Annotated in this window: 11 protein-coding genes and 1 tRNA gene; 8 read left to right on the top strand and 4 right to left on the bottom strand. The window is 63.1% G+C overall.

Annotated features, from left to right (window positions below; translation table 11 throughout):
• Positions 1-16: 16 nt before the first annotated feature.
• Positions 17-1,555, bottom strand: coding sequence for a hypothetical protein (locus MTR64_RS12475; RefSeq protein ID WP_243994308.1), 1,539 nt, complete (start codon positions 1,553-1,555; stop codon positions 17-19).
• A gap of 206 nt (positions 1,556-1,761) precedes the next feature.
• Between MTR64_RS12475 and MTR64_RS12470 the strand changes: the two genes are divergently transcribed.
• Entirely contained in the window at positions 1,762-3,978 is a 2,217-nt protein-coding gene (locus MTR64_RS12470; RefSeq protein ID WP_243994306.1) for a tetratricopeptide repeat protein, read from the top strand.
• A gap of 155 nt (positions 3,979-4,133) precedes the next feature.
• Positions 4,134-4,388 (top strand): hypothetical protein, encoded by a 255-nt coding sequence (locus tag MTR64_RS12465; RefSeq protein WP_243994304.1) that lies wholly within the window; start codon positions 4,134-4,136, stop codon positions 4,386-4,388.
• An 85-nt stretch (positions 4,389-4,473) separates the two neighbouring features.
• Here MTR64_RS12465 and MTR64_RS12460 read toward each other — a convergent pair whose 3' ends face one another.
• Together MTR64_RS12460 and MTR64_RS12455 are read right to left on the bottom strand one after the other, a co-directional pair.
• The gene (locus MTR64_RS12460; RefSeq protein WP_243994302.1) at positions 4,474-5,085 is read right to left on the bottom strand and encodes an LON peptidase substrate-binding domain-containing protein; all 612 of its coding nucleotides are present in this window, start codon (positions 5,083-5,085) and stop codon (positions 4,474-4,476) included.
• 6 nt (positions 5,086-5,091) lie between these two features.
• Positions 5,092-5,994, bottom strand: coding sequence for a tetratricopeptide repeat protein (locus tag MTR64_RS12455; protein WP_243994353.1), 903 nt, complete (start codon positions 5,992-5,994; stop codon positions 5,092-5,094).
• Positions 5,995-6,219: 225 nt separating this feature from the next.
• Between MTR64_RS12455 and MTR64_RS12450 the strand changes: the two genes are divergently transcribed.
• The 6 genes from MTR64_RS12450 (at position 6,220) to MTR64_RS12425 (ending at position 14,393) form a co-directional block, all read left to right on the top strand.
• Positions 6,220-6,294: transfer RNA gene (locus tag MTR64_RS12450), tRNA-Gly, on the top strand.
• 1,141 nt (positions 6,295-7,435) lie between these two features.
• Entirely contained in the window at positions 7,436-9,823 is a 2,388-nt protein-coding gene (locus tag MTR64_RS12445) for a TonB-dependent receptor (RefSeq protein WP_243994301.1), read from the top strand.
• A gap of 137 nt (positions 9,824-9,960) precedes the next feature.
• Complete coding sequence (locus MTR64_RS12440; protein ID WP_243994299.1) at positions 9,961-11,694, top strand: alkaline phosphatase D family protein; 1,734 nt, start codon at positions 9,961-9,963, stop codon at positions 11,692-11,694.
• A 184-nt stretch (positions 11,695-11,878) separates the two neighbouring features.
• On the top strand, positions 11,879-12,652 hold the full coding sequence (locus tag MTR64_RS12435) for a hypothetical protein (RefSeq protein ID WP_243994297.1): 774 nt from the start codon (positions 11,879-11,881) through the stop codon (positions 12,650-12,652).
• Complete coding sequence (locus MTR64_RS12430; protein ID WP_243994295.1) at positions 12,649-13,686, top strand: endonuclease/exonuclease/phosphatase family protein; 1,038 nt, start codon at positions 12,649-12,651, stop codon at positions 13,684-13,686. Before MTR64_RS12435 ends, MTR64_RS12430 begins: the two co-directional genes overlap by 4 nt.
• Positions 13,687-13,808: 122 nt before the next feature.
• Positions 13,809-14,393 (top strand): J domain-containing protein, encoded by a 585-nt coding sequence (locus MTR64_RS12425; protein ID WP_243994293.1) that lies wholly within the window; start codon positions 13,809-13,811, stop codon positions 14,391-14,393.
• Positions 14,394-14,460: 67 nt separating this feature from the next.
• Here MTR64_RS12425 and MTR64_RS12420 read toward each other — a convergent pair whose 3' ends face one another.
• Complete coding sequence (locus MTR64_RS12420) at positions 14,461-14,751, bottom strand: hypothetical protein (RefSeq protein ID WP_243994291.1); 291 nt, start codon at positions 14,749-14,751, stop codon at positions 14,461-14,463.
• Positions 14,752-14,779: the final 28 nt, after the last annotated feature.

Raw genomic sequence — 14,779 nt, 5'->3', positions numbered from 1 at the left:
CAGCCACGCGCACGATCTATTCCGCCTTGCGGCCGGAAGGCCTGCGGTAGAGGACGGATACACCCGAGCGCGCCACCGGCTGCCAGCCGGGCACGACCAGTTCAGGCGTGTGCCACACGATCCACAGGTAAGGAACTGCCGGGGAAACCCTGGCCACGCTGGCAAGGACCGGAATTTCTCCCATGCACGGCTCCCCGATCTCGATTGACGAGGGATCGCGGTCGAAGGGCATCGCCTCGGGATTGTGAATGGCCAGCAGGTGCCCGCCGGTGACGGCGAACTGGTCATTCGCAAAGGCATGGCGTCGCGTGAGCGCGAAGCTGGGGAAGTGCAGGTCGCGCACGCGGTCCTGCAGCAGGAATGTGCGGCAAGGCAGTGCATCGAACGAGATGAGCTGCGATCCGCGCGGCACGCTGTCCAGCACGGCCAGCTCCTGCTTGAACTGCCTGTCCCACAACGCCATGCTGGCGGTGGTCCCGGCGAGCCTGACGCCGAAGAAGACCAGCCCCGCGATGGTGAGCCATTTCAGAGGAGGGCCGGAAAACTTCGGCCGCACGGCAATGATCGCGAGAGCAAATATCGTGGGAACCAGCCGCATGTCTGCGAAACGGGCCCCGATTACCTTGCCGGGCAGCAGCCACAACAGCGCGAACAGAGCGATGGCGCTCAATGCCAGCCCCTTGTGCATGGCGAAGCTGCGCGACCACCACGTCAGCAGGATCAGCACGACCAGCACGAAGGCTGCCGCGACATCGAACATCGTCCAGCGATCGGCCAGGACGCTGGTCAGGAAATAGAGCTTTTCAGCAAGCCGGAAGAACCCGTAGCTCGGCAAGTGCGCCGGGGCAGCCGGCCACAGCAGGCTCAGCACCTGTGGAAGGAGCAGGCAAGAGCACGCAGCGAACCCTCCTGCCAGCGCCGTCCAGAAGCGCTGCGTCCGTTCGTAGCGGACGGCCAGTTCACAGCATCCCACCATGACGCAAAGCATGGCCCAGCCCGCCAGATGGCTGATCCACACGGCGCATGCGATCAGGCTGAATATCGCATAGCGCAGCCGCGGGCGCACGGCCATGCGCGGGCTGATCCACAATGCCAGCCCGAGCGTCGCCAGCGCCGTCGCGAGCGAGAAGTTCAGGAATCCGAGCTGCAACGGGGATCCGTAGGTCAATGGCAGTGCGAACAGCGCGGTTGCCGTAACCTGGCCATGCGCCGCGCGCGCCAGCAGAAGGTACCCCACGCTCTGGAGCGCAACGATGAGGATCACGATCACCTTCATCGCCGGTTCGAGACCCAGGACAGGTTCGATCAGCCAGGCCAGCAGATCGGTGCCGAGGTTGGGGATCAGGTTCCACTGGAAGCTGTACCACCGTGCGATGTCGGCTGTGCGCCCGCCGTCCATCTGCACCATGATACGTGCCATGTGCCCCGGAAGGTCTGTTAGCGGGGGTATACCGGGATAGAGCAACGGGACGACAGCGAGCAGAATGAGCACCGGCCACCATCGCGCCAGCTTCGCGCTGCCCCCGGCCATCGGCATGATCGGCCCCATTTCCATAACCCAAAGGTCCCCGTCAGGCAGGCTGCCCGGGACGGTTCTATCGCCCGCTTATGGTTAACCCTGCGTAAAAGCCGGCAAGACGCGTATTTGCGGGGCCAGCGTCACATAATACGTATAGTTCCGGGTCCAGCACTCACGCTTGATAAACCCTGTTTGCCTTAACCATTCGGTAATGGGCTCACTATGACGCAAGGGGAAGCGGGATGAGCGGACTGGAAACTCTCCTGATCAAGGCAAAAGGCGCGGCCAATCGGGGCGAAACCGACGCGGCGCGCGAAATCTATCGCAAGGTACTGGACAAGCACCCGCGCAACCCCCGCGCCCGCGCGGGACTGGAAGCGCTGGAAGCCGCGAACAACAATCCGTCGCAGCAGCAATTCGACGCCATGGTCTCCGCATACCAGTCAGGCCGCATGAGCGAGGCAGCACGGCAAGGCCAGGTACTGGCCGACGCCTTCCCCCATTCTCACGGGGTACAGAACCTGCTCGGCGCTGCCCTGCTCGGGCTCAACGACTACGCAGACGCAGAACAGGCCTTCCGCCGCGCGATCGAGGCGGACCCGAACCATCCGGCGAGCTACAACAACTTGGCCATTTCGCTGCGCAAGCAGGAGCGTCCGGACGAGGCCGAGACGATCTACCGGGACGTGATCGCGCGCAAGCCCGACTATGCCGACGCGCAGTACAACCTCGCCAACCTGTTGCAGATCGCCGAGCGCGACGAGGAAGCCGCCGAACACTTCGCCGCGACCATCCGCATCGATCCCGGCTACGTCGAGGCCCACTACAATCTCGGCAACCTGCTGGCAAAGACCGGCTATCACGAGGAGGCGATCGCTTCCCTTGCCAATGCCGCACGCCTCAAACCTTCGCACAGCGACGCGCACAACAATCTGGGCGGCCAGTTCCTCGCACTCGAGCGCTTCGACGAGGCCATCGGCGCGTTCGACCGCTCGCTCGCGGTCAATCCCGGCAACGGGCAGGCCCTGATCAACAAGGGCACGGCCCTGATGCAAAAGAAGGCCCTGCCGGATGCGATTACCACGTTCCGCGCGGCCCTGGGCCTGGATCCCACCAACCCCACGGCGCGGCTGCAGGCTCTCTACGCCGAAGCGCATATCTGCGACTGGAGCAAGCGCGGTGAATTCGTACTGACCGAAGGCGCCGAGCAGACATTTTCCGCGCTGCCGTTCGCCGATGACCCGGCACAACAATACCGCCGCTCGCTGCACTGCGCGCAGGTGCAGTTCGCGGCGGCCACGTCCGCCAGCATGCCCGCCCCGGCGCCGTCCGCTGATGGACGCATCCGCATCGGCTATTTCTCAGCGGACTTCTACGATCATGCCACGATGCACCTCATGTCGGGCTTCTTCCGGGAGCACGACCGGTCCCGCTTCGAAGTGCGGCTCTACAGCTATGGCCCGATCCGCGACGACGATCCGGCCCGGATCGAACTGCGCAAGCATGTCGATGCCTTCGTCGAAGTCGGCAAGATGCGTGACGAGGAAGTCGTCGCTCTCGCCCGCGGCGACAACCTCGACATCGCGGTGGACCTCAAGGGCTATACCCGAGGCTCGCGCGTGCGCTGGTTCGGCCATCGCCTCGCGCCGGTACAGGTCAGCTACATGGGCTATCCCGGCACCATCGGCCATCCCTGCATGGACTATTTCATCGCCGACCACGTGACGATGCCCGATGGCGCCGAACAATGGTTCAGCGAAAAGGTCGTGCGCCTAGCCCACTGCTATCAGGCCAACGACAACTTGCGTGAAATCGTGCCCGATACTCTGGGCCGCGCTGGCTGGGGCCTGCCCGAACAGGGCTTCGTCTTCGCCAGTTTCAACCACACCTACAAGATCTCCCCCCGCGAATGGGACATCTGGATGGGACTGCTGCGCGAGGTGGAGGGAAGCGTGTTGTGGCTGCTGCGGTCAAACGAATGGGCCGAAGCCAACCTGCGCCAGGAGGCCGAAGCCCGCGGTGTCGATCCGGCGCGGCTGGTATTCAGCCCCGCAGTCGCGCATGGCGAGCATCTGGGACGCCTTGTCCATGCCGACCTGTTCCTCGACACATTCACGGTCAATGCCCACACCACCGCCAGCGATGCCCTGTGGGCAGGCCTGCCAGTGCTGACGCTGGCCGGCAAACAGTTCGCCGCACGCGTCGCCGCGAGCCTTGTCACTGCCGCCGGCCTGCCCGAACTGGCAGTGGACAGCGAAGAGGCCTATGCCGCGCTGGCCCTGTTCCTTGCCCGCGATCCGGCACGCCTCGCACAGATGCGCGAACGCCTCACAGCCAGCCATGCAGCACTGCCGCTGTTCGACACGGCCCCCTACACCCGGCGCGTGGAAACTGCACTTGAGCACATGCACCAGCGGCGGCTGGACGGGCTGACGCCCGAACACTTCGAAGTGGAGTGACGGGGAAACTTGGCCGGGAACCGGGCGACACATTCCGCGTCAGGCACGCCTCAGACGCTCCAAATACTTGCGGGATAACTAATTTTTCACTGTTGCAGTGCAAAAATCCTGCTGCCCGATCAATGATTCGAACTCAATCAAGGGGGAATTCCTTAATGCGCTTTGGTAAACTTCTGGCCGCAATAACCGCTTCGTCGCTGATCGCGACGCCGGTTCTAGCCAATTCGGCAGCTCCGCTGTCGCTTGCAAAGCTGGGCAACGTCAAGACGTCCACTGCGGCAGGCAAGACCAACAAGCAGGCCCAGGGAGCGGCCGTTTCCCCCCTCATTATTGTCGGCGGTGTCGTGGGCGGCATAACCCTCGGCGTTGTCGCTTTTACCGCTGCGTCGAACGGCTCCGACAGCCCCTGAACCGCTCTTCAGGCAAATTCAGGAAAAGGCGGCTCCGGAAGGTGCCGCCTTTTTTGTTGTCCGAAACATGACCGGCCGCTGCCGCCTACTGCAACGTGGCTCCGTCCTTGTCGTCGTCGCTTGTACGGCGGAAAAACTGCATGAGTTGCACCAGCAGCTCGCAGCGGGCGGAGATGCCGGGGGCTTCCAGCAAGGCCTGCTTGGCGGCGGGATCGAATGGCGCGATCTGTGAGACCCCGTTTATCAGCGAGTAGTCGTCGAGCCGGGTGACCTGCTCCCAGTCGACGGCATAGCCCTGCGCATCGGCGAAGCGGCGCGCTTCGCGCTCGAAGCTGGCCCGTTCGACCGGCGCGAGCACTTCATCCTCATCCTCTTCAAGCAGTTCGGCCTCGACCTGCCGGAACGGCGTGGTCACATCGAGTTCGCGCAAGACACGAAAACGCCGTTCCCCTTCCAGCACGATGTTAAAGCGGCCGTCCTCCAGTGCTTCGACGTCGCCGATGCGCCCCAGACAACCGATCGCATAGAGCGGCGCGCCCTCATGAGACCGCTGCGGCTGAATCATGCCGATCAACCGGTCCCGCGCCAGGGCATCGCTCACCATCGCCCGGTAACGCGGTTCGAAGATATGCAGGGGCAACTGCAATCCCGGATAGAGAACCGCGCCGGGCAGGGGAAAGATGGTGATCCGCGTCAAGGGCGTTCAGCCGAACAGGACCGTCGAGAGCTTGCGGCGCGTCGCCGAAACCCAGGGGTCCTCCAGTCCGACCGCTTCGAAGATCTGCAGCAGCTTGGCCTTCGCGGCGCCTTCGTTCCATTCGCGGTCGGCAGCGACCATCGCAAGCAACGTGCCGGCGGCGGCATCGCGATCACCTGCCGCGAAGGCGGCATTGGCGTATGCCAGTTGGGCCTCCATGTCGCCGGGCCGCTCGGCAGCAGCAGCCTGCAGTGCAGCCAGTTCACCGTCTTCGGGCTTGTCCTTCACGAGTTCGAGCGCGGTTCGGGCCCGTTCCAGATGCGGATCAGCCGCCACTTCCGGCTCGAGGCTACCCAGCACGTGTTCGGCCTCTTCCAGCCGCCCGGCAGCGACGAGACCGCGAATCAGGCCCGAAAGCACCTCGGCATTGTCCGGTGCCATCTCTAGGATCTGCATGAAAATGCTGGCGGCGCGCTCACCGTCGTTTGCGGCCAGCGCCTCCTCGCCCATCGCGATCAGCGGCGCGAGATCCTGTTTCGGCGCAGCTCCCGCCGGCTGCACCGGCAGCTTTTCCAGGAGTTGGTCGAGCATCTGCTTGAGCTGCGATTCGGTACGCGCATTGGTGAGATCGGCAACCGGCTGCCCCTGGAAGATCGCATAGACCGTAGGAATCGAGCGCACCTGGAACTGCGAGGCAATGAACTGTTCTTCATCGACATTGACCTTGGCAAGGACCACACCCTTGTCCGCGTAATCCGCGGCAACCTTTTCGAGCACGGGTGTGAGCGCCTTGCACGGACCGCACCATTCGGCCCAGAAGTCGAGAACCACCAGTTGGGTCATCGAAGGCTCCGCCACCGTCTTGCGGAACCGGTCTACTGCCTTCTGCTCGTCGAGATTGAGCCCCATGCTGGCCAAGGTCTTGCTCCCATATCCTGAATACCGGCCCCCTAGATCGGATTTCCGGGGCGGTTTGTGAAGGGCGAAAGCATCCACAGGCCCCACCACCACCTGCCTTTGCCCCATGGCGGGGGCGTCTGCAAAAAAAATTGCGATTCTCCTCTTGCCGCCCCTCCAAGCCCCTGCTAGTGGCGCGCCTCACCCGGCGGGAATGACCTCCCGCCCAGCGCCAGAGCGGGCGTAGCTCAGGGGTAGAGCACAACCTTGCCAAGGTTGGGGTCGAGGGTTCGAATCCCTTCGCCCGCTCCAGTTTCCTGTTGGAAAACAAGCAAAAAAGCCCAGCGAACGCGCGGGCTATTTTTCTTTGCACTCGCGGGGCAGGACCCGAGGCAACACAAGCCCTGCGTGCCATCAAATGCAGTCATGATGCGGTGTTGCACCGTTTCTGCCTCTCGAGGATCAGCCGCGGCCGGGAACATGCGCCGCCTCCGATTCCACAGCGAGCAGGGGCTGCGCAGGACTTTCCGGAAATTTCAAGACCATGCACTTGTTGCACTGGACGAGGGGGCAAGCCGCAATGGCCAGACAGCCCCATAGAAAGGACCCGCTAGAGCGAGGGTCTGGCCGCCTCCTGATATGCGGCCTCGCCTTGGTCACCAGCAGCATTGACCGGGTGGTAATGTTGACCCAATTTCCACCAGTCACGTCTCCATTTCCTGTGACTCAAGCGCCGGATATCACGGCCGCACGCAGAACATGTGCCCACATAGTGGAACCCATCCCAGCGCACGGCTGGCCGAACGGGACTGTGGCTATTCAGCGTGCACAAGAACACACGACGAATTGCTCTAAACATAGTCGCCTCTCCCTCCGGGAGCAGAATTTCAAGATTTCATAATGCTGAGTAGCAAAAATGGAGATTTAAAATTACTCCACGTGGTGAGCATATCACCGTATATATACGTTGTGCAACGCAATATAAGACAAACAATTTTGCGATGAAATCGATTTTATTTTCAATAGATTTCAACTTATTTATTTATGATATCAAGTTAACTAATAATTAACATTTAATACCGCTTCACCAACAGGGTAGCATCGAACAATCCATGGTTTTCCCAGGTTCCTGTTTAAGGGTTCAAGTGGACTAAACAGTGCACACGCTGAAAGTTGCTGGAAGCCACGGCTTGAACGGCCCTCATGCTTCCCCCCCAGGCCGGCGGATGGAGACATCCCCGCATCAGCTGGTGAGCCTGGAACCAGTCTGCATCCGGTTCAAGAACCGGTGGACGAGATGGCTCCAGACTAGGGAAAGCACGACCGCAAAGCCCATCCAATGACACATAACCGTCTAAAATATGACCATAAACTGCCGCTGAACTGACCAGATGCGGTCAGAAAAGAAGATCACATGCCCCCCATTCGAATCTCAAAACAGGGGGGTCACACCATGCGACTTAAGACTATCCGGAATGCCACCATTCTCGGCACATGCCTCGCCGCGATTGCCGCCGCAACGCCTGCGCTTGCCGACGACGCGGCGGATGCGGCCGATGCTTCCGACTCGCTGAACGGCGAGGCCATCATCGTCACCGGCACCCGCGCCACCTACAACAACTCGGCGCTGAGCGAGGAACTGATCGCGGACAAGCCGCCGGTCGCCTCGGTGCTCGACCTCGTCGGGACCCTGCCCGGCGTGCAGGTGCAGGAAGGTGACGCCTTCGGTTTCGACGACTGGTCGACCGCCTACTCGATCCGCGGCTTCCAGACCAACCTCGACCAGCAGCAGGTCGGCCTCACCATCGACGGCATGCCGAACGGCGGCTCGAATTACGGCGGCGGCTCGAAGGCCAACCGCTTCGTCGACACCGCGAACATCCGCACCGTGGAAGTTTCGCAGGGCACCGCCGACATCGGCTCGCTCTCGAACGAAGCGCTGGGCGGCACACTCAACTTCGTCACCTCCGACCCGCTCGACGAGATGCGCGTCCGCTTGTCCGGTTCGCTGGGTGATTTCGATGCCAGCCGTTACTATGGCCGCTTCGACACCGGCCTGTTCCTGAACAACACTGCCAGGGCCTGGATCTCCTATTCGCACCAGGAAGCCTCGGACTGGATCGGCGGGTCGGCGCAGAACCACCGCGACAACTTTGCAGGCAAGTTCATCATCGACACCCCTGTCAAGCTGACCGGCTATGTCGATTACGACTACGCCCATGAAGACAACTACGATCAGGTCTACTCGGCCGCGCAGTACACCGCCTATCCGCATGACGACGGGCTTACGACCAGCTGGACCGGCGTGCCCTATCAGGATCAGGCCTATCGCCGTGCGTGGTCGACCATCCGCAAGAACTTCTTCGCCTACCTCAAGGCGGACACAACGATCGGCAACGTCCTCGATCTGCATGCTTCGGTCTACTATCACGACATGGCAGGCCGCGGTGACTGGGTCCCGCAGTATGTGGTCAACGTGACCGACGACGGCGCTGGCAATCCCGAAAGCGAACTCACCGGCACCAGCAACGTTCAGGGCGGCTCGCCGCTCGGCATCATCTACTTCACCGACGCCAGCGGCGTTGCACTGACTCCGGCCGACGGCTGCGTCGGCGCACTGACCTATCCTTACGGCGGCACCACCAATCCGGCTTACGATCCCGCCTGCTATGCGAGCGGTGCGATCGGTGCGCAGTCCTACCGTCACACCCACTACCGCAAGGACCGTACCGGCGGCACGGCCGAAGCCTCCTGGAAGGCGGAGCTCGGCGCAGCCGAAAACACCCTGCGCGGCGGCATCTGGTACGAAGACACCCATCGTCAGGAATGGCGCGACTGGCACGCCGTCATCGACACCACATCCGGCCCCGAGTACTACTCGACCCCGTACTGGACCCAGTACAGCCGCAAGTATCCCCAGGACACCTTCAAGTGGTACGTTCAGGATACCGTACAGGTCGGCCCGGTGACCGCCAACATCGGCGCCAAGCAGTTCATCAACCACATCGACCGCATCGACCTGTTCGGCGACACCGAGAACACCAGCATCAGCTCGAAGTCGGACGTGCTGCTCTCTGGCGGTGTCCAGATCGAGCCGGTTCACGGCCTCAACATTTTCGGTGGCTATGCCGAGAACTTCAAGGCGCTGACCGACTCCGTCCTCGAATACAACAACGCCGACCTTTCCCAGATCAAGCCCGAGACGGCCGAAAACTGGGAAGCCGGCGTGCGGTTCGAGAATGGCTGGTTCCGGGGCTCGGCAACCTGGTTCAAGTCGAAGTTTTCCAACCAGGTGATCTACGTGTCGAACAGCACGGCTGCCGGCAACGACTACCTCGGCGAGGGTGATGGCACGTTCTTCAACGCTGGCGGCATCGATTCCGAAGGCTTCGAAGTGCTCGCCGACTTCCGTCCGATGGACAATCTCAACCTCTACGCGGCCTACACCTTCATTGACGCCAAGTACCGCGGCACCGGCAACACCACGCTCGACGCCGAGCAGGGTGTGACCCCGGGCAACCGGGTTGCCGGCATTCCCAAGAACATGTTCGTGCTGTCGGCCAACTACCGCCTCGGCCCGGTCTCGCTGGGTCTGACCACCAAGTACACCGACGACCGTTACGTCAACGCGGACAACAGCTGGAAGGCTGACAGCTACGTCCTCACCGATCTCAATATCAACGTGAAGGGCGAGGCCCTGAGCGATGCCCTGAAGGCGCTGCAGTTCGGCCTGACGATCAACAACCTGACCGACGAGGACTACCTCGGCGGCATCTCGGGCAACTATGCCTGGATCGGCGCGCCGCGCACCATGGTGTTCACGGCCACCGCCGACTTCTGACCGGTAATCACTGACACTCATGGGGGAGTGTTTCGGAAAGGCGGGCCGGTGTCCAAAACCGGCCCGCCTTTTCCGTTCCCCCGGTTGAAAATCCGCGACGCCCGCTCCGCGCCGGTTGCGAAAAGGACCCGCACACCATGACCCGCTCGTTCCACCCCGCTGAAGTTTCCCGCCGCGCACTGCTCGCCGGCATCGCTGGAAGCGCTGCATTCCTGACTGTGCCGTCCGCGCTGCTCGCACAGGCCGCGACCACGAACCCCGTGTTCCGTCACGGCGTTGCGAGCGGCGATCCCGATGCCGCGAGCGTCGTCCTCTGGACCCGCGTTACGGCAGAAGGCGCGGTCTCCGGCACGTGGGAGCTGAGCGGGACGCCCGATTTCGCGCAAGTGCTGAAGTCAGGCCCCTTCGCCACCGATCCAGGCCGCAACCACACGGTGAAGGTCCTCGCCAACGGGCTGGCACCGGGCGGCGTCTATTACTACCGCTTCCGTGTGGGCGAGACGGTCTCTCCGCTGGGCCGGGCGCGCACGCTGCCCGAAGGGCGGCTGGACCGGCTCGGCATCGCACTGGCGAGCTGCTCGAACTACGCCTTCGGCTACTTCAACGCCTATGACGCGATCGCGCGGGATGCCGATGTCGATTTCGTGCTACACACCGGCGACTACATCTACGAATATGGCGGCGAGGACGGCTGGGGTGCCGATGTCGCCCACAGGATCGGCCGCGTCCACGCGCCACTGCACGAGATCGTCTCGCTCGCGGACTATCGCACTCGCCACGCGCAGTACAAGACCGATGCTGGCTCGCAAGCCATGCACGCGAACCACACCCTGCTCGCCTGCTGGGACGATCACGAAAGCGCCAACAATCCCTGGAAGAGCGGCGCGCAGAACCACCAGCCCGGCACCGAGGGCGACTGGGCCACGCGCCGCGCCGCCTCGATCCGCGCCTATTTCGAATGGATGCCTGTGCGCGAGCCCGAATGGCTGGCGGTCAAGGGGCGCAGCCGGATGCAGTTCTGGCGCGGCTACAGCTTCGGCGACCTCGCCACGCTGCAGACGATCGAGACGCGCCACACGGCCCGCGCGAAGCAGATCGAGTACATGGACCATGCCGAAAGCATCGTCGATGCCGCCTCAGCGCAGCGCTTCAAGACAGACGTGCTTGGCGCGCCCGACCGGCCGATCCTCTCGCCCGAATGCGAAGCAGACCTTGCGGCCGCGCTCACCCGATCGGTCGAACAAGGCCAGCCCTGGCGGGTCATCGGCTGCCCGATGGTGATCGCCCGTGTCGACGTGCCGGACGTGGTCGAGCTCGGCCTCGTGGCTGATCCCTCGGCCAGACTGGCCGCAGCGAAGTCGAAAGAAGAACTGGCAAGGATCGCTGCCGATCCCGCCGTCGCCGTGGCGTGGAAGGGACACTTCAATCTGCCCGACTACACCGATGCCTGGGGCGGCTATCCCTGGGCACGCGAGCGGCTCTACGAGCTCTCGCGCAAGGCGGGTGCCGGGGACCTCGTGTTCCTCTCGGGCGACAGCCACAGCTTCTGGGCAAACCGCCTTGCCGACGATGCCGGCCGCCCGACCGGCATCGAGTTCGGCACCGCCGGGATCTCCTCGCCCGGCGACTTCGTGGACAGCGGCTTCGGCCCGGAAACCTCGCGCGCGCTCGACAGGGCCTGGGCGGAGCACATTCCCGAAGTCACGTGGACCGACAACATGCACCAGGGCTACGTTCGCGTCGAATTCGAACGCGAGCGCGGCATGGCGACATTCGTCGGCGTCGATACCGTGCTGACCCCGAGTTACCGCACCATGGTGCTGCGTCGCATTCCCTTCGCGCGGCAGGAAGGACGGACCGTCCTCACCTGAGGAACCGCAACCGGCGCGGCGTCTATGACAGCGTAGTCACTGAAGTGACCACGCCGTGTAACCGCCCGCGCCTACGCGCGCCCCAAGTTTCGCAAAAGGGGGCGACATGTCGAGACTTTCACAAGGACCGCGCGCGCGGAGGGGACGCCGCGCATGTTGGACAAGCACGTTCTTTGCGGCGCTCTTGAGCGCTCCGCTCCTGGCAGCGGAGCCGGCTCCGGTGGTTCATCGTATCGAGGCACCGGAGGCCCGGCAGGGTGTCGCGTCGGACGGAACCTTTGTCTACGCGATCGACAATGCCACGATCGCCAGGTACCGGATCGCAGACGGCAAGCGCGTGGCCGAATGGCACGGCGATCCGGCGCTCTACCCGCACATCAACAGCTGCACGCTGGCTGAAAGGCAGCTCGTCTGCGCCGCCTCCAACCATCCCGGCGTGCCGCAGCTCAGCACCATCGAGTTCTTCGACCCGGAAACGCTGGCCCACGTCAATTCGGTGAGCCTGGGCATGGCGCCCGGTTCGCTGACCGTCGTCAACCGGCATGACGGGCACTGGTGGGCGGTCTTCGCCAACTACGACGGACCGGATCAGGGCGTGAAGGGCGGTGAGCCCACCCGCGACCACCGCTACACCCTGTTCGCGCGCCTCGACGAGGATTTCCGCATCGACCGCGGCTGGGCCTTCCCGGCAGATGTGCTCGGCCTTTTCGCGCCGAAGAGCGCCTCGGGCGCGAGCTGGGGACCGGGCGGGCATCTCTATGCCAGCGGACACGACCGGCCCGAAGTCTATGTGCTCGACTTGCCGGAAGCCGGATCGGTACTGGTCCACAAGGGCACCATTCCGCTCACCACGCACGGTCAGGCGATCGACTTCGACCCGCGCGATCCCGCGCTGCTGTGGACGATCGACCGCCCGACGCGGACCGTGATTGCCAGCCGGATCGGAGCCCAGCCATGATCCGCTTTCGCTTCAAGCGCCTACGGTACCTGCTCGGCGCCGTTGCGCTGATCGGCGGTGCCTCATTTGCTGACCCGCTGCCCGCTCCAGACATGGCTCTGACCAACGCCGCCGATCCGGACGAGACTCCAGCCGCCTGCCGCGAGGGCGACTTTTCGGTGATGACCTACAATGTCGCGGGGCTGCCCTGGCCGCTGGCCAAGAAGGGACCGGAAGCCCTCCACGCCATTGGCGAGCGGCTGTCATTGCTGCGTGCGCGGGGCTGTGCGCCCGCCGTCGTCGTGCTGCAGGAAGCGTTTTCGCACGATGCCAAGGCAATCGGCCGGATCGCAGGCTATCCCTATGTGGTCGAAGGCCCCTACCTGCGCACCGGCGCCGTGCCCAGGGGCATGGAGCGCAGCTGGATGCTGGGCGAGACAGCAGGCACCCCAGTCGATAGCGGCCTCGTGATCCTTTCCGAACTGCCGGTGCTCGACGTGAAGCGCGCGGCCTTTCCCTACGGCGCCTGCGCGGGCTTCGACTGCCTTGCCGCCAAGGGTGTGCTGATGGCCACGCTGCAACTGGCCGACGGTCGTGAGGTCATGGTCGCGGGCACGCACTTCAACAGCAAGGGCGCCTCGCACGCCCCGGCTGCACGGACGCTCGACGCCTACCGGCGGCAGGCCAGATTCCTCGCCGATTTCATCGCCGCGAACCGCAACCCGGACGTGCCGGTGGTGATCGCCGGAGACTTCAACCGGGGCAAGCGCCCGGACCGCACCGCCGCGCTCGACGCTGCGATCGCGCGACTGGGCGGACAGGGCGAAGCCGACGCGCTGAAGACATGGCTCGCCGGCGGCCCCCGCCCGCTCGCCCGCCCGGCTGACGCCGCCACGATCATAGGGCGCGGACGCGACTTGCAGTTCACGCTCGACACCATGGGGAAGACCCTGATCCCGGCCGGTGCGGACATTCCCTTTGGCACCGAGCCGGACGGTTCGATGCTCTCCGACCATATCGGTTATACGATCCGGTACCGCTATTCGGCCAGTTAAGCACAGTACCCCATCAACGGGCTTCCGCAGTGCTGCCCATACTTCCAAAATTTTGGGATAGTGCTCAGTCGCAGAGCTGGAATTCTCCATGACAAACGGTAGATAAATTCATTCAAATCCACTTGAGCGATCCCACCATGGCCAGTAGCGATCCATTTATCGACTATTATGATATTTTGCAGGTCGATCCGAATTGCACTTCCAAAGCACTTGAGACTGCCTACCACGGGCTGGCCAAGAAATACCATCCCGACCACGCCGACGTGCCGGACGTCGTGAAGTTCACCGCAGTGATCGGGGCTTACAAGGTGCTGAAGAACCCCGAAGAACGCGCAACTTACAATCTGGTCTATACCCAAGTCACCGGGTTCGTTTTTTCCTCTTCGGACGATGAAAAAGCACCTCTTTCCGATGCGGAGGCCCATGAAAAAATCCTCCTCTTTCTTTACAAGAGAAGACGGGAACAGGCGCACGACGCCGGGGTCGGACGTTATTACGTCCATGAAATCCTGAACTGCCCGGACGAGCTTTTCGAGTTTCACGTTTGGTATTTGAGGGAAAAGGGCTTTATCGCGACCGCGGAAGATGGAACGCTGGCAATCACGATCGAGGGCGTCGACCACGTGATCGCAATGTCCAGAACCAACTTGAAGGAAAAGCTGCGGCTGATCCAATCCAGCGACGATCCGGAACCGGGAATATCCTGAGCGTCACGCCTTTTCGCAACAGCATGGACCTAGGGCAGCGCGAGCGGGGTGGCAGGCGGCCCTCTTTCTACTGATCGATGATCGGCCCGTTCATTTCGATCACCCGCTCGCGATAGACCACGCGCTTGCCGCGATGGGCACCGACGCCCAGAAACATGATCCCGATGAAATAGCCGAAATTGTACCAGCCGCCGTTGTTCGGCACGGCGTAGATCGTGACGTCGGTAAACAACGACGCCACCCATGCAAACGGGAAGATGAAGCCGTGCCAGACGCCAAGCAAAAAGCCCGGCGCCTCCGGTTCGACGGCAGACGAAACCTGATGCGCGCATCCTGCCAGCACCAAAAGCAGGCCCATGGGCAGGATGCGCGCGAACCGGACCACT

The organism is Novosphingobium album (ex Hu et al. 2023) (assembly GCF_022832385.1).
In the GTDB taxonomy this organism is placed as follows: Bacteria; Pseudomonadota; Alphaproteobacteria; order Sphingomonadales; family Sphingomonadaceae; genus Novosphingobium; species Novosphingobium album.
Note: the sequence above shows the minus strand (reverse complement) of the source record. Positions and strands in the feature narration are given on the sequence as shown.